Source organism: Pseudoalteromonas sp. NC201 (genome assembly GCF_002850255.1).
Taxonomy (GTDB): Bacteria; Pseudomonadota; Gammaproteobacteria; order Enterobacterales; family Alteromonadaceae; genus Pseudoalteromonas.
On the sequence record NZ_CP022522.1, the window covers coordinates 1,111,545 to 1,132,511 of the forward strand.

Here is a 20,967-nt window from a genome sequence, read left to right on the forward strand (position 1 = left end):
CTGCGTCAGTGCTTAAGCGTCGTTTTCAATATAGACGGAATCGCTTGCCATAAGCTCTATGGCGACGATTTCGGAGCGGTTCATGGTGAGTTTATACCTTTCTAACTGTATTCCTTGAGAAGATTTAAACCGCATTACCAAGTTGATTTGATAGCGACGTTCAACTGACTTTTTCGAGACCTTTTTCCCTTCAAGGCTATAAAGCTTTCCTGCGCCTTTTTTTAGATAGCGTACAAACGAACTCATGTTAAAGGTGATACGTTGCTGTACTTCTTCGTAACCGGGTAAAAACTCATCAATATGTACTTGGTTTTTACAGCAAAAATGCAGTAGATGCGCAGCTTGTTTATTTTGTTGTCGACGTTTTTTTAGCAGCTTATCAACGTCTTCTGGTAGGTCTTTTTTGCGAATATGTTCCAGCCATATCGTTTGTGTACAAACGATGGCGTCCGTTACTGAGTTTTTAAACTTGTTGCGCCACTTTGGCCGGCCGCGTTGAATATGACGCCATGCCCACTGGGTTAAGTCTTCTTTGAACGTTTCTCTAAGGCCATAAATTACGCCAAGCAAAGCAATAAGGGCGACGGTGACTTCTTGAAAGTTAGAGCGGGCGTTGAGCACAATAAACATCACAAAGGCCATGATAATACCAGTAACCACTCCGCGAACTAAACGCTTTAAATTGGTACTTAAGTCGATGGTTTGTTTGTTAAAAACAACGCCATATTCAATGAGCCTTTCAAGCAATTTCATTTTATTGGTAATACGGTTTGGGTCATCCAACGTGACTTGCGAGTTGTAGCTCTGCTCCTCGCGGTATTGGCTCTCTCGTTGACAGAAACTAACAATACAGCTTCGCTCATGACTAAAGTCGCTTGACTTAGGCCCGCTAGCGATGAGTTTTAAAAACGCTTGCTCAGTATGCCAACTGAGGTAGTTATCTGCGTTTTGATAGTAAGGCTTAAGCTTATTGTCCGGTGGCGTGTAACGCCTGAGTTTTTTCAATAGGCGTTCGGTTTCTTCCACTAATAATTGTGCGGCTGGATAAAACTCATCGGCCTCTTTTAGCTTCAATGTCTGTTTTACATCGGCATCTAGTGCAATGCGGATCTGGTAGCAAAATAGGTTTAGATTAACGCGGTAATCGGTTTTTTGACCTTTGCTTTGGCTGATAAAGCGGCTACGTACCAAGGGGAGATGAAGCTGCTCCGAGTAATATGCACTGTGACTTTTTATATTGGCATTAAAGTAGTCTACTTCGTTCAACGTGTTGGTATTAATCCCCATATCGGTTGGGATTGAAAAATACAGGTCGAGTTGGTTTGTCTCTTTGGGAAGGAGTTGATAGTTGATTTTAAAAGATAAGCTTTCGTCTTGACTTAGTTTGGCTCTGCTCACTCGGGTATGGTGCCTCCTGATATTGTGCGCTTAAATATTACCATAAAATATTAGATAAAATGAGTGTAATTAAATTGTAATTACCTGTTCTTTTGTTTATTTTATGTAATCTTATATTTAAAAGGAAAGTTAAATGAAATTATCATATCATCTAGTTGGTCTCTTGGCTTTTGGTGTGGGTTTTAATTGTGTCGCTGCTGCGCATGAACTCCCATCAATGGGAGAGATTGGACAGTTTAATGTAGATGAAAGAATGCGAACTCTATTTACAAATCCATCAAACGTTAAGCCGCTTCAGAAAGTATCATTTGCGATTAAAGAGAGTGTGGCGCAAATAACACCAGCATGTCCAACATTACATACTGGAAACCTATATACGTTAACAAATTCTCAGGCTGGGAATATAAATTGCTACCATTTTGAAATTACGGAACGAAGTAAGACCACTGCTATTTTAGTGGATCAAGTTGGTGCTACTAATGTAGATCTTTCTATTCTACGCCATAACAATGACGATACATATACGTTACTGGGTTCTTCGAAAAATCCCGGAAATCAGGATGAATCAGTTGTTATATTGACGGAACCTGGGCATTATTACTGGTATATCGAAGTTGTGGAATCAGATGGTACACCATTTAACTTCGGTGCTGCAGTTGCAACTGAGCTTGATGCAAATGAATTCAATGATACAGTCGCTTCATCAACGATTTTACCTGATAGACAAAATAATATTGTCGGGAACATGGATAGTATTACGGACATAGATTATTTTCAGTTTACAGCTGTTCGAGGACAAGATCTTTCTTTGAAGCTTGAAAGTACAAACATTAATGAATATATTTTCGAGATTTACAATAATGGGTGGATGCCAATAGATAAAGGTAAATATATCCCAGTTACAGGTCTGCAGGAAAATCAACCAATCAACATCAGGGTTAGGGCTAACACAGCTATTTCGGCTAACCCGAGTAACACCTACAGTTTGCAAGTTGCTTCTATCATCACCTCATTTAGCAATCACGTTGTTTCTGGGGAAAATGGTGTAATTCGCATCCCTTATTCCGCATTTAGTAACCCATACCTCACAACTCAAGCTTATCACAAACTGAATTGGTCATTAGTGCTACAAGATTCTACAGGAGCACCGGTTCAGGGAGCTACGGCTACATTGAAGTTTGTAAAGGATTGGTACAACCCAGTTGACAGTATGGTAGGTCATCAGCAAACCTCTAATTCGGATGGTATAATTTCCGGGCTAGTTGATCTGAATCTCTGCGATGAAAACGAAGCGCGAGTTAGGCATGTCGACTATAGTATGGGCTATAAAAATACTTGGGAGTCGCAATTTGAACGAGGTGCATGGCGAATCGAGATACCTACCAATGTTGACTTAAATGATGATGAAGAAGTGGATTTGATAGGTGTTGGCGGTGATAACTTTCCATGGGTACATTTCGCACATATATGTTACCAAAGGTTAGTTTCCAGTACGCCTTCATAGACCAAAGGTATATTAGAGGCTTTAACGGATATTAGAGCCTCTTGATTAAAGATTAAGAATACCTAACCGTTGCATTTTGTCCCAGCTGCTCAGCAATATTTTGAATAAATCCATGCCCAGTCAATTGTCTTCCTAGTGCTAGAGTCGTTTGTTGTGTTTCTCTAGGACCATCCATCAGTGCTTTGAAGTCGATTATATCTGCGAAATTTTCGCTAGTAACATCATACTTTCCCCAGAGTTTACTGGTGCCGCCATTATCGTCTCGTTCCATCTGCGTATATTGTAAGAAGTTGGCTTTTACTTCATTTGCAAGGTTGACTAGTGCCTTATTGCTATTGAGCTTTCCTTCTAAATAAGTAATATCTTCAGCCGAGATATTACCTGTCACCTTCAATTCGCCCTGTTCGTTGACTGAAAACCCCCACTCATTTTCAGTCAGTTCAGGTCGTTCAGTGGCAATATCCGAGAGTGTTTTGTCATATTCTTTAGACATGCTATCCGCCGATTTAAACATGCTGCCACCCAGATAAAGCTCGGCGATTGCTTCACCAGTCATAACGCTTGCACTTTTTATCGTTTGCTCGACCTCTTTTGATACACCTATCGTTATTGGTCGCTCATAAACTGGTGGGGTCACATGCTTAGCTGTTTGAGAAAATGTATCATTTTTCAGTGCGTCTCCGGATCTCTCGACTTTAGTCTGAGCAACTGTATCTGAGCTTACAGTTGATAGACTGTTTACCAACGTTTCTCTTGGTTGATTTATAATCTTCATATATTTCCTTATCTACGTATAGGTAACGATCTTTTATCGACAACTTAGAATTATAGTTTAATGTTATTTTTATGTAATCTGACTATGGTGCCTTTTTGGATTAGAGATGGACTTTTTCGCCTTCATTTAAAATATACAGTGGCGTTTTGGCTTTTAGCACTTGTTGCATATGCAGTAAGCGGAAAAGCGCTGAATGTGAGGTTTTATCTCCCATTTTCCAACTAGCATTGCCATAGCCCCAAGGCACCATGACTTTACAGCCGAGCTCTTTTGCGGCAGTCAGTGCATCTTCTGGTGTGGTGTGTACTTTACGATACCAATCAGGATGTTCTTCGCTGTAGTATGAGGCAATTGGAAGTAGGCACACATCAATATCACCATATTTTTCTTGAATATCTTTGAAATGTGGTGAATATCCCGTATCTCCAGCAAAAAATAGAGTCTTGCCTTGGTGTTCTAATATCCAGCCACCCCATAGTGCAGCGCCATGATCTTCGTATAAAAACGGCACCCAAATACGGCTGCTAAAGTGATTTGCAGGCACAAAGTGTGCAGTTACTTCACCAAGTTGTTTGCTTGAATACCACTCCATTTCAGAAACCTTGTATCCATCTTCAGGAAAGTGCTCTGCAAATCCAAGTGGGGTGAGGTAATTTGGCCCAGTACCAATCGCTTCGATATCGCGCTTGTTAAAATGATCGTAATGAATGTGGGAGTACATTACGGCATTGGTTTGTTGTAACTCTGTTTGACTGAGCTGTGCAGGTTGATTGCGATTAAACCCTTCTGAGAGGCGAAATGCCCAGTTTACAGGCCAGTCAAATTGAGCCGTGACGGGGTCAAACAAAAACTGTTGCCCATCTTTGGTGTTGACTTTAAAACTCGCATGTCCGAGCCATTGGATAGCAAAGCCGGTATTGAGCGAGAGAGTGGGGTTGTTGCCAACGTACGTGCAATCTTGCATTTCGGACTGACATTGAATTTGTTGGGTGACTGGATAGCAGTTTTCTTCGCAGGTCACGGGATAATCTTTAAACTTATTGTAGATGTTGGAATATCTATCTTCATACCCTTCTACAGAGCTATGTTTTACCACGGAAGACTCAGATTTTATTCGCTCTACAACATTACTATTACTGCAGCCTGTTAATGTGATTATGACTGCCAAAGTAAGCCTTTTCATGCCCATTCCTTTTTATAATTATTAGTTATTTTTTGGAGTTTACCAATAAAAGGGAATGGGGTGTAGCGGTGAATTAAGCCTTAGGTGAGAGACTAGGAATTACGTTCCTGCGCCTCAAACTTATATCCCGCTCCGTAAATAGAGTGGATAAAGTCGTATTTAGGCGCGATGCTTTGCAGCTTTTTACGAATATTTTTAATATGGCTATCTATGGTTCTGTCGCTAACAATGTGGCTGTCATCGTAGATGTGATCCATCAATAAGTCGCGGCTATAAATTCGGCACGGGTGTCCGTACATCGCCTTTAAGAGCATGAACTCGACATAAGTGAACGTCGCTCTCGCGTCGAGGAAGGAGACAAACAAGCTCTCTTCGTCTAGTTTAAGTTTGCTCTCTGTTTCTGACACTGTGCCGCGCTCGTTTAGCGTCACGCGTCTTAAAATCGCCTTCACTCTTGCGACGACTTCTTTTGGACTATAGGGTTTACACACATAATCATCAGCACCCACTTCAAGACCAAGGAGACGATCGATTTCTTCTACTTTGGCGGTGATCATGACAATTGGTACGTTAGAATAAGCTCTGATCCGCTTGCAAATTTCGATACCGTCAAGATTAGGCAGCATGAGGTCGAGTAAGATAAGGGCAGGTTGCTGTTGTTTAAAAGCCTCTTCAGCTAAAGCGCCATCATGAACACAATGGCTGGTATACTCGGCTTGAGCCAAATACTTACTTAAAATATCGGCAAGTTTTGGTTCATCTTCGACGATTAAAATATGTTTGTTTGGCACGGGGGAAACTCATTATTATTTCAGTTCAATAATAATAGCGAGACCACCCAGTTCGCTCAAGTCCGCAGTGATTTTTCCGTTGTGGGCAGCAACAATACTTTGGCAAATGGCTAAACCAAGGCCAGAGCCACCCGTTTTTCTACTCCGCGCTTCCTCTACTCGATAGAGCCTATCAAATAGTTTGTTTAGCTGTTCTTGTGGTACAGAAGGGGCGCTGTCCTGCCAGTAAATTATCGTTTTATCTTGTCGTTGTATGACTTTTACATCGAGATTTCCCGGTTGTTCAACTGAGGAGTCTGTGTAACGCAAAGTGTTTTGCAACAAGTTGTCGAATAGCTGCCCAAGGCGCTGCTCGTCACATTCTAAGGTAAAATGCTCATCGCATTGCAAGGAATAAGCAAGATGGTGCTTTTCAATTTGGTGACTACTTTTTGCGAATGTGCGTGAGAGCAGGTCGTAAAGGTTTTCTTTATCCATGTTGTAAGTAAGTGCACCGCGGTCTGACAGCGATAGTTGATGTAAATCGTCCACCAGCCGAGTCAATCGTTGGATCTCTTCGTTAAGCGACATAAGTTGTTCGGGATTGCTTGCGATAATGCCATCAATCATTCCCTCAAGTTCCGCGCGGATCACGGCAATCGGCGTGCGGAGCTCGTGCGAAATATCCGCTATCCACTGCTGCCTAGCTATTTGGTTCTGCGCTAATGTGTCTGCCAAACGGTTCATATCTCTGGCAAGCAAACCGAGTTCGTCTTTACTCGCGATATCGACGCGAGCATCGTAATTTCCTTGTGTCAGTGTTTTTGCATTACGGCGCAACAACACGATTGGGTTGACCATATATTTACTAAAAGGCACAGCAATCACTAAAGTAACCAACAGGGCGACAAGCGCAATGATGATGAACTGTTTACGTTGTTGCTCTGCAAACAGTTGGTCGAAGTCATTGCGTACCAAGCCACTTTGCTCGACACCTAAGTAGGCGATAATCTGTTCGCGTTTAGGCTGCGCCAAGTGGTCGCTTTGATAGACAGGGAACCACAGCGAAGTCTGCTTACTTTTCGGTGTGCCCATAATAATATTGCCTTGTGTGTCTTTGATAAGCAGGCGTTTTTTATTGTCCAAACGTGGTGGGGGGCCATCACGTCTTCGTGGCCCTCCTTCGCCTCTTTCACGATGTCTTGGTGGTGGACGAGAATGTAGCCTATCTCGTGGGCGCTCATCCTCAGAAAGACCATAGAAGCTACGTACTATGCTATCCCAATCCTCTGAGCCTCGATACACCCAGTTCAATGAACCATGGCGTGCGTAAGTCTCGGCAACTTGCGTTACCACCTCTTTGAGTTGCGCCCGAGAGGTATTTTCAAGATAGGCCGTAAAGCTTTTTTCAAACGCTAATTTATTGGCGATATAGATAGCCAGCACCAATGTGGTGTTGGCTATCAAAATTATCAGCAATAGTTTGACGCGAATGGTCATTTTCATGGTTGTTGTTATTCCACCGGTTAACGTTGTGCACGCAAGCGTAAATTATCAGGGTCTGGTGTGCGACGGTTTGGCATCCATTTTCTTACGCACCGTTGGTCTTTTGCACACTTGTCTGTCAAGGCATGTAAAAACGCAACGAGATCCTGCTTTTGTTGTGGCGCTAAATTGGCGGCAACAAAGGGTGATTGGCGCAGTAACGTTAACGCCGCTTCACTATTTTCTCTCGCTTGTAGGTTTAGTGTGTCACACTGAGCGGTTAAGGAAAACTGCTTTAATCCACAAGCACCACCACGTTGAAAAAATTGCTCGACGGTTTGCTCAGGATTTGAGTAATGATTGACCACTTGTTCTAACGACTCGTAGGCTCCTGCGTGACCATATGGCGCAGTCAGGGCAACATTTATTAAGCTAGGGACTCTAAACGCAAATTGGTTGCGAGGCGAGGGGTCAATTGCAGCGCGTCCGATATCGGCCTGATTATCTTGTGTACCAATACCATACTGTGGAAAGGCGAGGTTAAAGAAACCATCGTTAGTGAAACGTTCACCGCTGTGGCACCCAACACATCCTGCACCGCCTTCAGCTATAGGAGTAAAAAAGAGTTTAGCACCACGCTTTTGTTTGTCGCTGAGTGCGCCACGGTCACCTCGGGCATAGCGATGCCAATTGGTATCCACCATCACAAATGACGCTTGATACTGGCCGAGTGCAAAAGCGATACTATCAAAGGTAATTAAGGTTTGCGCGTCAGCTTGCGAGTTGAATGCTTTTCTAAAGGCTTGAAGCCAATCATTGGTGGCCAAACCTCCTGCCTCTTCACCGTAATCGCCAATACGCTGGGCTAAGTGTGAGCGGACTTGTTCATTGGTTTCGGCACTTTCGAAAGCCTCTCCACGCATTTCTTCACGAGAGGTGACAGGAAAGCGAGACAGGGTTGCAACTAGTGAATCTGCCGCGTTTACATCTGGTTGGTTAAAACCTGAATCAGGCGTACTGATAAAACTGCTTTCATTGCCTTGGTCGTCAGTGATAGTCACACGTTGAACACGGCCGTCCCAAAATAAAGCGTTGTTGGCAAATCCGGTATTAAAAATGGTGGGAGAGTTACGTGGAATATTGATGTCATCGTTGATTGCTTGACGACCTGGGCCTACCACATCACTTTCTACTGCGTTTGTACCTATTGGCAACGAAAGGCCATCGGCACCACCGAGCCTTGGATCGTGACAGCTTGCACAGGCGACTGATTTTTCTCCCCCAAGGGCCTTGCTAAAGAATAACTGCATGCCGAGCTGAGCAATGGGATCTGAGATCCTCGGCAGTTGTTGTGCACCTGCTACTCTGCCAGTAATACCGCGAGCACGCATAATTTGTGAGAGTTCATCATCCAGTGCCGAGTTTGGTTGTGGCTGGCCTGGAGGCGGAGGTGGTAGAGGCTTATGTTGTGCTGCTATTGGTAAACTTGCCACAGCGGTAACAAGTGCCATTGCACGTAGAAAGTTCGCGTTGTTCATCGTTATTCCAAACCTTATTGTGATTCGAGTTTTAAAATTGGCAGGCAAAAGTGCAGAGAATGTGAAAATGGAAATTTTTGTTTTGGATGAAGGGTTATCGAACGTAAAATATTTAGAAGTGATTTGTATTTTAGTTTTTATTTTAGCTAAAACATTGTGTTAGCATAAGCCACGAACGCTTTATGATGATTAACTTTGTTCGTGGCGTGAAGATCTTATGCAATTAGCAAAGAATTACACTGTATTATCTGTTTACATAGTTTCCGCGATATAGCCACATTGAATCCATGTTTTCATTGTGATTAACAAGGCCAACACCTGTAACAACAGAGTTATTACCTGATGCTGGTGGGAAATATGAAACTTCAATACCGCCACTTCCTGGGTCATAGCAGGTTTTTGATTGGTTCGTTGATTTAACTCCCGTTCCGTAGAATATCTCAGAGCCTAGATTTCCTTGACTATCAAATTTTCGGTAACTCACCCGCAGCGCTGCAATATCATCTGAACCATTGATGCGCCACTCCATACCTGTAATTGCGATATTGTCGGATGTATTTACGTACTGACATTCAAGTTCGTGACTTGGTTTGCTGCCGTAGTTTTTGCTGTAAATCTGACCAAATTCACCATTGCCTAATATTTGACGATACCACAAGGTGATGGTAGTTACCGTTGTTTTTCCGGCTCGAGCACCAATGCCAACTAAGACGTGATCAGGAATTAACATTGGGATTGGATTTTGCTCAGGAACCATAGTTGCACGTTCACCATACTTATATACATCGACATCAGTAATATAGTAACCCGAGTTATTTGCTTGTACTAACGGTGAGAGTAATAAAGCCGCGACCGGCAAGATATGTTTATTTTTCATAGTATAAGTCCTTTAATTAAAATATGAACAAAGAAGTTTGGCATCATTTCATATTTATTTACATATGTAAATAAAATGAATATTATTTGTTTTTTTAGATCTTATTCATATTTCCTATTTAAAGCTAAAGAAGTCCCACCACGTATTTTATTGAGTCATTCGCTTAACCGATATTTAGCTCGTGTAAGTGGGATTTGTATGCGACGTATTGAGCTTGGGAAGGCTGATAGAATCATCGGCTCAACAGCGCTAATATCAAATGCGTATGCTGGCGCATTGTCATATTCGCCGAATAAGGCGGTAACCTGAGAAAAAGACGTAGGTACAAGCTTGTATGGCGCTAGCGATTGCGGTATATCAAGTTGATATTGATATGCTTTCACGAGTTGTAATGCGTGATCAAAGTGGCAAATATTCCAACTTTGATTTTCATTGTTTAGCTGCAAAGCCCACACCCCATTTTTATCGGTAGCAACAGAGTATGGGTTTTCACAAGGCGCAGGTAGTGACTGTGTGTTACTGCGCTGCCAAATACCCTGATGATTCAGACAGAGATTCTCTTTGCTATTAAGCGTCACGACTCGTGTGCTGAGCCTTGCTTTACAAGCATCTTCCACTGGTAACCAATAAGCGGGTTTGGTGGTGGATAATACCATAAATCCGGCAGGTCTTTCTGGGTCGTGCGAGGTCCATCCAATAAAATAGTGGTTGTCTACGCGCCACTGATCATAGCTTAACCGACCTCGTTGGTATTGACTAGCTAAAGGCAAAGCGCCTTGTCGGTCAGCAAACTGGCAATGGATGGTGTCACTCTTCAGTTTACAGGCTGACTGAACCTTATCGAAATTGAGAGGTATTGCAGCATCTGGATAGTTTGGCGTTAGAGGTTCTACATATTGTCGCACTGGGCGCAGGTTTGCATTTTTATCCTGTGAAAAATAGCAATCAGGTTTTGAAACAGAAGGGATGACGGCAATCGTTTTTGCTACAACAGCTAATTCACATCCCAGCACACTGAAGCTCAGAGCACAATGAACAGCAAAAAAGCAAAGAGGCATACGCATAGATAAGGCTCCATTTTCCATAAATTAGAAGATAGACTGGCGCTGTTAGCAATTGTAAGAGGAGCATGAATTTTGTGATAGGTGCGGCTAAAGCTATGTAACTATAGGTTGAAACAGCAAAGCAAACAGCTATCTTTAATTGAGGTATGGAATTTAGGTTGTACTGCCATGTCCAAGAGTAGACGTCAATTTCTTGAAGCTTCACTAGCGGCATGTTTGAGTGCTTCATTTCCGGTTAGCCAAGTACTTGCACTAAATTTACTCTCAGAAGATGAACGAGAACAAGAAATGGCTAAGCGCAGTGCTGCCCTCCATATTTTAAGATTAGCTTCCCCATACCCTGCGGATCAAAGTGACTTTATCCCGCACATGCATCAAGTGTTTAAGAAGAATGTTGAGTCTATGACTCGCGGTAAAATCTATGTTGATGTTCACCATAGTGGCGCGCTTGGAAGTGGCCGCGAGTTAATGGCGGCAGTGACTCGTGGACATGTGGAGGCCGCACTTATCTCTGTGTCAAATCTGTCTCGGGCGTTACCTGTGCTAGATATCCTTAATATCCCATTTTGGGCGAGCTCAAATCGCGCGTTTCTCAATCTAATTTGTTCGCCACAATGGCAGTCACTTGTTATTAAGCCTATTAGTGAACAAGGAAAACTGAATATCTTAATGCATCATCTCGTTGGGGGTCGCACATTAACAAGCACAAAACAGTTCAACCGCTTAATTAACTTGCCTGAAAAACTCAAAGGAGTGGTGCTAAGAGTACCTGCTTCTATGGTTTTGAGTCATTTTTACAGTATGACGTCGGCAAATGTTATTGATGTGCCTTGGGCGCAAGTGGCCAAAATGGCAAGAACAAAACATATAGAGGTTATTGACCCTAGCGTTATTGGTTTGTTCGCAGGTCCTGATCTGCTTAAAAACGAGATAGGGCAGGTAGCTTTACTCGAAAGTGTCCCCGATGCTTGGGTGACCGTCGCAAATCAGCATTGGTTAGATAGTTTGCCACTGCGCTTAAAAGGGGAAATCGAGGACGCGAGTAAGCAAACATTTCATACTCATATTGCGCAGATTGAGCAACTGCAAAAACGCTGTGAGCGCGAGCTCATGGCCTTGGGCGCAAAGCTGCACCCTTTAAGTGTGGACGAAAAGCGCGAATGGCAATTAAAGTTTGGTCATCACAATGCACAGTGGAACAAGGTAAAGCGAGAGCTACTTGGCAGTACTCGCGCATTTCAACAGCTGGTAAATGCGACAGAAAAAGAGTTTACTCAATAGCCCTGGTTGAGAGCAACAACTGGCCTTCTCGCTATTGTTACTCCCAACTCAAACGAATTATTGGTACTCTGTTATCGACTCTCTTTAACCAGTGGAATGCCGTTGGTGCCAACCGGAATATAAACCGTTGTATGGTTAGGAGATTCTGCCATTTTTAGCTGCGCATTTATCGCTTCATGTTGTAAGTAGTTTGCAGTAAGTGTGGCGTTGATGATCTTTTGCGCTTCAGCGATACCTTTTGCTTCTTCAATCCGAATTTCAGCATCTTTTTTAGCAATGGCCTTTTGAGTTTCTTTTTCTGCTAGCAGCTGTTGCGCAGCGAGTTTCTTTTCTACAGCATTGGCTACGATATCTGGATAATTAATGTTACCGATCACCACTTGCTTGATATCAAATGGCGCTAACTGTAGGTAGCCTTTTAAACGTTTTGTGACGATTTCAGCAATTTGTTCGCGTTTGCTTTTTAATGCGCCGCTGTCGTATTGTTGGACTTCGTCGCGAACATAGGTTCTGAAAGTTTCGCGAACAAAACGCTGATACCAGTTCTCTGCACCATAATTTTCGACGACATCTTTTACTGTGTCTGGCTTAATTGCAATGACTGCATGAAAATCAAAACTGATATTCAAGTCATCCTTGGCTAAGATCTCAAAGCGCTCAGTATACGTGTTTGGACGCATATCGATATTGACGACTTGATTTCTAAGCGGGGAAAAACCATAGTTGCTCGGACCGATTAAGCTACCTTGGTAACCACCAGAACCAAAAAATCTAGGTTGCTCAAAAACATAGCCTTCATGTCCTGCGGGTGTGCTGGGGTTAGTGCAAGATGTGATGGAAAAAAGTAACACAATGCCAATCACGATAATAGATATAATTGAGCTTCCAATGCTAGATTTTGATTTCATCATAGATGATTCCTTTATAGGTACTTTGTTCGCTATGATAGGTGACAATACTAAAGCGAACAACAATTACCTTAGTTCAACGATATCAACCGGAGCGCAGTAGTGAAAATATCCGTGGTAGAAAATCCTGAGCAACAATTTGTCGATTTTTTAAGTAGTAAAATTAGCGAGTTTAACTGGGCTAATTGGGAGGTCACAGAGCGTCTTCCATTGGCGGTTGAAGTAAAGGGTGAGTCTGGAGAGGTTGTTGCAGGTGCAGCCGCGCGTACTTTTGGCAACTGGTTGTTGCTTGATACTTTGTGGGTTTCTGAGACACTAAGGGGTCAAAATATCGGCTCACAGATACTAGAAAGCCTAGAAGCGGCAGCCAAACAAAGAGGGTGCGTGAAATGCTTACTCGATACCTTAAATTTTCAGGCAATGCCATTTTATGAAAAGCATGGCTATGAGACCCAATGGATCCAAGAACATTACCCTAAAGATGGCTGTAAGTATTTTATGGTAAAGGTGTTATAACAAGTTTAGTGGGTAAGAGTACTTACCCACAATGGCGCATTAATACGGATTTGGACAAGTTCGAACCTGAAAGTGTGTAAACCAAGGACAGCCTTGATCGAACTTGCTTTCTGGGTATAAAGGTGGATTGCCAGCACCTGCAATATTTGGGGTTTGCGCCATTGGTAAGTCTTGTAAATCTTTTGAAAGGGACTTAATCGCCTTTTTGTTTAATTTAAGTTTCATACTTGTTTCCTTGTGTTAACTTCATTGTTTATCTTATCGAGAAAAGTGGAGAGTGCAAGGGGGATGGGTATTTTATTTATAGGAAGCATATATTGATGAAAAATGTAGAAAACACTGAGCAGTTGGCTGCGGTAAATCAAAAGGTAGTAAGAGAAGGTGAGTGCTTACCATCGGTACAATTAAAAGATGGTAGTAGAGTGCAAACGGGTACAGTAGCAACTATGTTGCATAACATTGACCTTTACAATGCTGGTGAGCGAGGACAAGTAGAGGACGAGCTAAAGCTTGCAATCCCAACGCTGTGTAAAATCGGTCTATTTGAGCTGTTTACTGTGGAAGAATGGTTGAGTGGAGATAATCCTGGCCGTCGATACGTGGGTGAATGTGCCAAGGCATTTCTAAGTAATAACGTTAGCTAAACTTCAGAGGCCTCATAGTGCTCTTAAATCGATACAGTTTTTAATTCAATTGCGATTATAAGACGCTCAGCTATTGAGCGCACGCGTGGGATTACCTACAATACAGCATGCTTAAATAATTGAAGAAAAACGATGACAGATTCAATCGAAAAACCAGCACTACCAGATAGACTTTCTATCAATCCTCGCAGCCCACATTATGCTAAAGAAATACTAGAGCACCACATTGGCATTCGTTTTAATGGAAAAGAACGTACCGATGTTGAAGAGTATTGCATTAGTGAAGGCTGGATCAAAGTCGCTGCGCCAAAAGCGCTAGATCGCCGAGGTCAGCCTTTGCTAATTAAATCAAAAGGAACGGTTGAAGCTTACTATTGCTAAGCGCTGTGACGATGCACCAATCTGCTCAGGGGTAAATTGGTGCGCTTTGTTTAAGCTACTGTAATATTCCCATCTCGATTGCTAATAGCACCGCACGGGTTCTATCCCTCACACCCAGTTTAGAAAGTAAATTGGAGACGTGATTTTTGATTGTGCCTTCTGACTTGTGTAAGGCTTCGGCTATTTCCTTGTTGGAATAACCATTTGCAACCAGTCTCAATACCTCTATTTCTCGTACGCTAAGCGTCTCTGTGGCTTTGAACTCAGAAAAATCATTGTCGAGTTTTGGTGCATACTTTAATAGGGTTTCTGTAATTGCCGGCTGAAAGTAGGTTTCACCATTGAGGATGGTTTTCATTGCATTCACCAACGAATCCAGAGCGATATCTTTAAGTACAAAGCCTTTGGCTCCATTACTTAAGCTGTCCAGAACGAGTTTGGGGTCATCAAAGGTTGTTAGCACTAATACTGGGATCGTTATACCGCGACTATTTAGCTGCTTCAAAGTAGCGATACCGTTCATAATTGGCATCGATAGATCCAGTAGAATAATATCAGGTGAAACCTCTGATAGCCCATCAAGTAACGTCTGACCATTGTCGTACTGGGCAATCACTTCAACTTCTTCGTTAAATTGTAATAAAGTGACAATGCCTTCTCTTACGAGTTTCTGGTCGTCAACCACGACTACTTTCATCAATATCGTCCTTACTGTGGAGTTAACGGGAGTTCAATTTTATAGTGTAGGGCACGATTGTGCTCATAGAGATGCAAGTGGCCACCACACTCAGATACGCGTTCAGACATCCCCGTTAAACCATTCCCTTTTTGCCATTGTTCAGTGATATAGCCATCATCATGCATATTGACGAAAAGCTTTTCTTCATCTTCCGTCATTACAATCCAAAATTGCTTCGCATGACTGTGTCTTAGGCTGTTGGTTATTGCTTCTTGAACACAGCGCAGCAGCACTTGTGCTATATGGCTATCGTCAACAGCAATATGTTGTGGAATGGTTGCATGCACTTTTAGCTCAGGAGTATGTTGGAGTAGTAAGGTAAGCGATTGATGAAAATCAATATCTCTGTGCTGTCTGAGCATATCCACGGCATCTCGTACATCATTGAGTAGTAACTTAGCTACGCTTTGACATTCTAGGATTTGCTGCTGGGCTGGTGCGTCGGCAGTCATTCTTTGCGCTATTTGCAACTTAATACTGAGTGCCGTGAGGTGATGACCTAACAGATCGTGTAAGTCCCGCGCGATGCGGGTGCGCTCAGAGTGCTTCGACAGCTCAGAAAGCAAGTGTTGTGTGGATTGCAACTGAGCATGTTGATTTTGTAGCTCAACCCTAGCTTGCTGTTCTCGTTGATGGGTGGTGGCTAATAGCAAGGCGAATAAGTGAAACAAGCCATATAGTAATCCCTCAATCCAAAGTAGATGCTGTTGCTTTACACTCTGCATTGTAAACCAGGCCAATACGATGATGAGAGTGGAGCAAGCTGATACGCGAATGGGGAGCAAATAAGCGACAACGGCAACCCAGATAATGGTAAGAATGGATAGGTATCCAAATTGCAAGATCCAGCCACAGGCAAAAGCTGAAAATAGCATAAGGACTAGCGCAAGCCATCGTAATTTGTGTTTACATTGCTCACATGTGCCAATGAGATAGCCAAGCGCATAAAAACAGAAGAAGCTGCTAAAGAGAGATATTTCGGGCGCTTCAGGCTGTTGATTCGTTATATAAACTGAAATAGCGAAAAGGGCAACCCAAGTCATCAGCGCCAGTAGGTCTCTCATATCTCGATTTGCGATTAATGTGCTGAATGCCAACGCTTATGTCCTCGTGCCGTTTTCTTCACTAAGTATGACAAAGTAACAAGGTTGTGCCTATAGGCCAAAAGTCATGGTTTTACATCATGACGTCTGGGACAGGCACTCCAAATGTAGTGACGTTAAGCTAAAGACCAAAATCGTAAAAGAGAAATTGTTATGCTTATTGTTCATCAGTTTGCTTTGTATTTGCACATAATTATTGGTGCTATTGCGCTAATTGTATTTTGGGTTCCAGTCGTGACCGTAAAAGGCAGCCCACAGCATAGACTATGGGGAAAAATATTTACTTGGTGTATGTGGCTAGTTTCTGTCAGTGGCATTGTCATGTGCCTAATTGTGATCTACGACCCATTGGCGATCCGTTACCCCTCTCAACACATTGATCAGGCGCTAGGGCAACAGCTGGTATTGAAGCAACGTCAATTAAGTGAATTTTTACTGATGCTGTCAGTATTGGTGTTGGCAAATATTCGTCATTCGAGCTTGGTTTTAGCGGCTAAACAGCACCGAGAGCGATTAAGAAGCGGGTCTCATTTATTGCTGATTGGGCTCTTAGCGGCAACGGGTGGACGAGTGTTGTACACAGCGCTTACATTTGGCAGTACGCTCTATCTAATATTTTCACTTATTGTGTTCTCTACCGTCGCTACTATGTTGTTCTACATATTTAAACCAACACTCAAACCACGAGAGTGGGTGCTGGAGCATATGAGTACCATTTTAGGCGCTGGGATTGCAGTATATACGGCATTTTTTGCGGTGGGTGGACGTCATTGGTTAGCGCAGCTAATGCCTGGGGCTTGGCAGCTAGTGCCATGGTTGTTACCCGCTGTGGTTGGCACCTTGGGCATCCTGTTTTACAAAAAACAGCTTAATCACTGTCAAGCAAGGGGGAGCAAATAATGTTTCAGATGAATAAAGTACTTTGTTTAATGATGATACTAGTGGTAACTCCAAAAGTGTTTGCGATGCCGAATATTACCGATGCATTGGAGCATGCCAAAATACTATTTGAGCAACAGGCGATAGTGGATGCTGAGCAAGCTTTTCTGGCGCTGCAAGAAACGCATCCAAATGAGTCGTTCTATTATCTTGGCAGAGTTAAGTTGGCGTCGAATCAATTTGATGAAGCAGAAGAGTACCTTGAAAAAGCACTGCGTCTCGAGCCTAACAGTGCGGATGAGTATTATTGGTACGCCAAGGTAAATGCAGAGCAGATAAAGCATGCTTCTATATTTTCAAAACTGAGTTATGCCAGCAACACAGAAGATGCGTTTTTAGCGGCAATAGACAAAGACGCAACGCATATCAAAGCGCTGCAAGGGTTGTTCTATTTCTACCTTTCAGCACCAAGCATTGCAGGTGGCTCTGAGGCCAAGGCGGTGCGACAGATAAGGGCGATAGAAGCCTTATCTTCCCATGCTGCAATGAAACTATGGATCGACTTTTATTTGCAGACTGGCAATGATGAAGCGTTGATAACATATACTAACACCTTGCTCGAACGCAAAACTATTGATGAAACAGTGTTGTTTAAAGCTGGAATAGCGCTACAGAGTATCAAACATTACGATGGTGCATTTGCGTTTTTTAGAACTTTAATAGTAATTAAGGAAGCAAAGCATTACGCTGCGGGGCTTTACCAAATTGGTCGGACGGCGGTGTTTTCAGAGGTTAATGTAGACGAGGGGATCGCAGCATTACAAACGTATTTAACACTTGAGATCAGTACAGATGGTCCAGATAAAAACTGGGCACGGTTACGTTTAAGCCAGCTCTATATGCTCCAAGGAAATACCCTAGGTGCTAAAAAGTTAATCGGCAAATTAAAGTCAACGCGAATCAGCGACAAAGACCTAATCAAAGCGATTAGACAGCTGCGAATCTGAGTATTTAGTTCATTTGTTTTATTAGGATGGCAAACGTCGAGCAAGCTCGACGTTTTAGCGATTACTGAGCTGAAGTTAACCAGCTCAGAAATTGACGTGCTTCGCCGCCATTGGCGAATTGTGTGATTTTACGGCCTGTACCGTCAGCAAAGATCACTTTAGATTTGTTCACCGAAATTGAGCTAATTGGTTGCTCAACACGGATCTCTGTTCCGTTATATGTATATGACATAATAAAACTCACTTTTATAATGCACAGCAAATTAGCTGATGCTTTTGATAGTAGATGAGCTTCATTACAGTTTAGCGAACAGAAGACACTGTCCTCGCAACGACCCGATATGGGTATGACAGCTTATACCAATTTTCTTGATTGGCTTGATTTTCGCCTGACTATATTAAGCTCTACTTGTATTTTTTATGCGGACTTACTGGATCAAGGCAAGGAGGCATTACTTGAGGTTTGCTTTATTTTGAGAGGAAGTTAAAGCAAGGGAGGGATAATATAGAATTGCATTTTTTAAAGCAAGCTTTTTATGTCGGCAGAGCGATAAATACTCTCAACACTTAGCCAAATTAAAGCACCTAAGTTTGCCCCGAGGCTTTAAACCCCGAGACATAGCTGCCCTATTAGCACAGCGTTTGTTCGACTGACTGCTTGCCGTCAAATAGCTCGAACGTTAGATTCTGAGGATGTTGAGTGGCAAGGTAAACTAGCGCGTCTGCGACATTCTCTCGACTTATTACGGCGTCTTCTCTATTTGCTGGGCGTGAAGTGGAGAATCCTCCGGTTGCAGGCTCATTTTGTAACGCACCTGGTCGGACGATGGTGTAGTTTACAATACTTTTTTGTAGATGTTGGTCGGCCATGTGTTTGGCTACCAAGTATGGTTTGATTTCACTTTCAATGTTATCAGGATCGTCGGCGCCAATAGAGCTGACCATTATAAAATGCTTAACGTTTGCTTTCACTGCATAGTCAATGGCTTTAATGGCGGCCCACAAATCAATAAGTAGGGTTTTATCCGCACCAGTCTCTCCACCAGAGCCTGCGCTAAATATTACCTGCTCGACGTTGTCAAAGGCTGAGCTAAAATCGCCTTCAAGGTCTTGCTCAATGATAGTAAGTTGCTCAGACTGAATATCAGCTAGCTTGCTTTTATTGCGCACTAACGCCACGACGTCATGGCCTTGTTCCAGCATTTTCTTTGTCGTCATTTTTCCAATTTGACCACTGGCACCAATGATTAAGGTCTTCATAGATAAACTCCTTTAAAGTGTTTGCTTAACTAAGACCTTGGGATCATGTCGCAGATTTAAACCCCTGTGGTGGAAATAGGTTACAAATAGCTTATTAATAGGCGAGTAATTGCTGGGATAATCTAAAGACGTGGTGGTCAGGGAAAAGTTGACCACCTTAGGGCGAGGGGAGAGTGACCTGTTACTTTGTTACTTTGCGAGCTCTAAAATTTCGGCCTTTCATTTTTCCTTCTGAGATTGTTTTAAGCGCCACGTTGGCAATACTACGCTCAACCGCAACGTATGAAGACATCGCAGTGACTTTGATTTTGCCGATTTGATCACCTTTTAACGCTTGATTTGAGGTCAGTGCACCTAAGATATCACCCGGTCTTAATTTCGCTTTCTTACCGCCGTCGATTTGAATGGTTACCATCGGCGCTCGGTTAATTTTGTTATTTAACACTTGGTCGCTTGGCAGGGTATTGGGCTCAATTGTCTTACCTAAATAGTCTTCGAGGGCATTTACTTTATGCGATTCTTTATAACTCATTAAAGAGCATGCCACGCCTTTATTGCCTGCACGTCCGGTTCTGCCAACGCGGTGAACATGCACTTCTGGGTCATGGGCGATATGGTAGTTGATCACCATATCTACGTGGTCGACGTCGATACCCCGGGCTGCGACATCCGTTGCCAACAAAATGGTCACGCTCTTATTCGCAAAACGAACCAATGTGCGGTCACGGTCTTTTTGCTCTAAGTCACCGTGAAGTGCTGCTGCATCAAAACCTAGGCTATATAGGCTGTCGCATACGTTCTGGCATTCTACCTTGGTATTGCAGAAGATAACCGCTGAGCTTGGTTGAAATTGCATTAACAGCTTTTGTACCGCAGGCAATCTCGCATCGTTGTTGTCGACTTCATAGAAGTACTGTTCAATTGAGCTATCATCATGCGTTGCTTCAACCGTGACTTTGGCTGCACCTTTCATGATGTGCTGCGCGAGCTGCTCTATTTTTGGCGGGAAAGTTGCACTAAATAACAGGTTTTGGCGTGCTGTAGGACAGTGATCTATGATGCACTGCAGCGACTCTTCAAAACCCATCTCTAACATGCGATCCGCTTCATCCAGTACAAAGGTATTCACTTCATCTAGCGACAAACGGCCTTTGCGGAGGTGCTCTTCAATACGCCCTGGCGTACCCACAATGATGTGCGCACCGTGTTCAAGAGAGCCAATTTGTGGACCCATAGGTGCACCACCGCACAGCGCTAACACTTTGATGTTATGAACTGCACGGGCAAGCTTGCGAATTTCAGCCGCAACCTGATCGGCAAGCTCTCGAGTTGGGCATACCACAAGCGCCTGCACGCGAAAGCGTTTCACGTTTAAATTATGTAATAGTCCTAAAGAGAAAGCGGCGGTTTTACCTGAGCCCGTTTTACCTTGGCCAATGACATCTTTACCCGCCAAGATAAGCGGTAAGGTTTGTGCTTGAATGTCAGTCATGGTGTGATACCCCAATGACGCGAGGTTATCGAGTAAGGCGCTGGAAAGTGAGGTACTTGAAAAAAGTGGCTGAGTCAAAGTCGCTGTCTCTGTAGTTCTAAAACAGCAATTATAACATGGCTCGAACGGATAGCGCGTGTAAGGCCGTGATAAAATTTTTACC

22 protein-coding genes are annotated in these 20,967 nt (G+C 43.1%); 7 read left to right on the forward strand and 15 right to left on the reverse strand.

Annotated features, from left to right (window positions below; translation table 11 throughout):
• Positions 1-12 precede the first annotated feature (12 nt).
• Entirely contained in the window at positions 13-1,398 is a 1,386-nt protein-coding gene (locus PNC201_RS04540; protein WP_102056308.1) for a hypothetical protein, read from the reverse strand.
• Positions 1,399-1,531: 133 nt separating this feature from the next.
• On the opposite strand from PNC201_RS04540, the gene PNC201_RS04545 reads away from it, so the two are divergent.
• Positions 1,532-2,902, forward strand: coding sequence for a hypothetical protein (locus tag PNC201_RS04545; protein ID WP_102056309.1), 1,371 nt, complete (start codon positions 1,532-1,534; stop codon positions 2,900-2,902).
• Between the two features lie 52 nt (positions 2,903-2,954).
• Here the strand turns inward: PNC201_RS04545 and PNC201_RS04550 are convergent, their stop codons facing one another.
• The 7 genes from PNC201_RS04550 to PNC201_RS04580 all read right to left on the reverse strand — a co-directional run bounded on the left by PNC201_RS04550 (position 2,955) and on the right by PNC201_RS04580 (position 10,594).
• Positions 2,955-3,677 (reverse strand): hypothetical protein, encoded by a 723-nt coding sequence (locus PNC201_RS04550; RefSeq protein WP_102056310.1) that lies wholly within the window; start codon positions 3,675-3,677, stop codon positions 2,955-2,957.
• Positions 3,678-3,777: 100 nt separating this feature from the next.
• Positions 3,778-4,860 carry an MBL fold metallo-hydrolase gene (locus PNC201_RS04555; protein WP_102056311.1) on the reverse strand — a complete coding sequence of 361 codons (1,083 nt, stop codon included), beginning with the start codon at positions 4,858-4,860 and terminating at the stop codon, positions 3,778-3,780.
• Positions 4,861-4,952: 92 nt separating this feature from the next.
• Positions 4,953-5,651, reverse strand: a complete 699-nt coding sequence (locus PNC201_RS04560; protein ID WP_010607267.1) for a response regulator — start codon at positions 5,649-5,651, stop codon at positions 4,953-4,955.
• A gap of 15 nt (positions 5,652-5,666) precedes the next feature.
• Complete coding sequence (locus tag PNC201_RS04565; RefSeq protein ID WP_102056312.1) at positions 5,667-7,136, reverse strand: ATP-binding protein; 1,470 nt, start codon at positions 7,134-7,136, stop codon at positions 5,667-5,669.
• A 20-nt stretch (positions 7,137-7,156) separates the two neighbouring features.
• The gene (locus tag PNC201_RS04570) at positions 7,157-8,653 is read right to left on the reverse strand and encodes a cytochrome-c peroxidase (RefSeq protein ID WP_102056313.1); all 1,497 of its coding nucleotides are present in this window, start codon (positions 8,651-8,653) and stop codon (positions 7,157-7,159) included.
• A 244-nt stretch (positions 8,654-8,897) separates the two neighbouring features.
• Positions 8,898-9,530, reverse strand: a complete 633-nt coding sequence (locus PNC201_RS04575) for a hypothetical protein (protein WP_102056314.1) — start codon at positions 9,528-9,530, stop codon at positions 8,898-8,900.
• 155 nt (positions 9,531-9,685) lie between these two features.
• Positions 9,686-10,594, reverse strand: coding sequence for a hypothetical protein (locus PNC201_RS04580; RefSeq protein ID WP_227387335.1), 909 nt, complete (start codon positions 10,592-10,594; stop codon positions 9,686-9,688).
• A gap of 168 nt (positions 10,595-10,762) precedes the next feature.
• Here PNC201_RS04580 and PNC201_RS04585 point away from each other — a divergent pair, with 168 nt between their 5' ends.
• Complete coding sequence (locus PNC201_RS04585) at positions 10,763-11,875, forward strand: TRAP transporter substrate-binding protein (protein WP_102057845.1); 1,113 nt, start codon at positions 10,763-10,765, stop codon at positions 11,873-11,875.
• 71 nt (positions 11,876-11,946) lie between these two features.
• On the opposite strand, the gene PNC201_RS04590 is transcribed toward PNC201_RS04585, so the two are convergent.
• The gene (locus PNC201_RS04590) at positions 11,947-12,786 is read right to left on the reverse strand and encodes an SPFH domain-containing protein (protein WP_416348746.1); all 840 of its coding nucleotides are present in this window, start codon (positions 12,784-12,786) and stop codon (positions 11,947-11,949) included.
• A 99-nt stretch (positions 12,787-12,885) separates the two neighbouring features.
• Between PNC201_RS04590 and PNC201_RS04595 the strand changes: the two genes are divergently transcribed.
• Positions 12,886-13,299: a GNAT family N-acetyltransferase gene (locus tag PNC201_RS04595; RefSeq protein ID WP_029215910.1), complete on the forward strand. Its 414-nt coding sequence runs from the start codon at positions 12,886-12,888 to the stop codon at positions 13,297-13,299.
• A 39-nt stretch (positions 13,300-13,338) separates the two neighbouring features.
• On the opposite strand, the gene PNC201_RS04600 is transcribed toward PNC201_RS04595, so the two are convergent.
• Positions 13,339-13,524: a hypothetical protein gene (locus PNC201_RS04600; RefSeq protein ID WP_010607259.1), complete on the reverse strand. Its 186-nt coding sequence runs from the start codon at positions 13,522-13,524 to the stop codon at positions 13,339-13,341.
• Positions 13,525-13,619: 95 nt separating this feature from the next.
• On the opposite strand from PNC201_RS04600, the gene PNC201_RS04605 reads away from it, so the two are divergent.
• Together PNC201_RS04605 and PNC201_RS04610 are read left to right on the forward strand one after the other, a co-directional pair.
• Positions 13,620-13,943 (forward strand): DUF7709 family protein, encoded by a 324-nt coding sequence (locus tag PNC201_RS04605; protein WP_010607258.1) that lies wholly within the window; start codon positions 13,620-13,622, stop codon positions 13,941-13,943.
• Between the two features lie 132 nt (positions 13,944-14,075).
• A complete protein-coding gene (locus PNC201_RS04610; RefSeq protein ID WP_102056316.1) occupies positions 14,076-14,324 on the forward strand; it encodes a DUF3297 family protein in 249 nt (82 codons plus the stop codon).
• Positions 14,325-14,379: 55 nt separating this feature from the next.
• On the opposite strand, the gene PNC201_RS04615 is transcribed toward PNC201_RS04610, so the two are convergent.
• Together PNC201_RS04615 and PNC201_RS04620 are read right to left on the reverse strand one after the other, a co-directional pair.
• On the reverse strand, positions 14,380-15,021 hold the full coding sequence (locus tag PNC201_RS04615) for a response regulator (RefSeq protein ID WP_010607256.1): 642 nt from the start codon (positions 15,019-15,021) through the stop codon (positions 14,380-14,382).
• An 11-nt stretch (positions 15,022-15,032) separates the two neighbouring features.
• On the reverse strand, positions 15,033-16,160 hold the full coding sequence (locus PNC201_RS04620) for a sensor histidine kinase (RefSeq protein WP_102056317.1): 1,128 nt from the start codon (positions 16,158-16,160) through the stop codon (positions 15,033-15,035).
• Positions 16,161-16,319: 159 nt separating this feature from the next.
• Between PNC201_RS04620 and PNC201_RS04625 the strand changes: the two genes are divergently transcribed.
• Together PNC201_RS04625 and PNC201_RS04630 are read left to right on the forward strand one after the other, a co-directional pair.
• Positions 16,320-17,066 (forward strand): hypothetical protein, encoded by a 747-nt coding sequence (locus PNC201_RS04625; RefSeq protein ID WP_102056318.1) that lies wholly within the window; start codon positions 16,320-16,322, stop codon positions 17,064-17,066.
• Positions 17,066-18,052, forward strand: a complete 987-nt coding sequence (locus PNC201_RS04630; RefSeq protein ID WP_102056319.1) for a tetratricopeptide repeat protein — start codon at positions 17,066-17,068, stop codon at positions 18,050-18,052. The genes PNC201_RS04625 and PNC201_RS04630 overlap by 1 nt, the downstream gene beginning before the upstream one ends.
• Before the next feature lie 61 nt (positions 18,053-18,113).
• On the opposite strand, the gene PNC201_RS23380 is transcribed toward PNC201_RS04630, so the two are convergent.
• The 3 genes from PNC201_RS23380 to dbpA all read right to left on the reverse strand — a co-directional run bounded on the left by PNC201_RS23380 (position 18,114) and on the right by dbpA (position 20,882).
• Positions 18,114-18,284, reverse strand: a complete 171-nt coding sequence (locus tag PNC201_RS23380; RefSeq protein WP_010607252.1) for a hypothetical protein — start codon at positions 18,282-18,284, stop codon at positions 18,114-18,116.
• Between the two features lie 398 nt (positions 18,285-18,682).
• Positions 18,683-19,312 carry an SDR family oxidoreductase gene (locus tag PNC201_RS04635; protein ID WP_102056320.1) on the reverse strand — a complete coding sequence of 210 codons (630 nt, stop codon included), beginning with the start codon at positions 19,310-19,312 and terminating at the stop codon, positions 18,683-18,685.
• Between the two features lie 181 nt (positions 19,313-19,493).
• Positions 19,494-20,882 carry an ATP-dependent RNA helicase DbpA gene (gene dbpA / locus PNC201_RS04640; protein WP_102056321.1) on the reverse strand — a complete coding sequence of 463 codons (1,389 nt, stop codon included), beginning with the start codon at positions 20,880-20,882 and terminating at the stop codon, positions 19,494-19,496.
• Between the last annotated feature and the right edge of the window lie 85 nt (positions 20,883-20,967).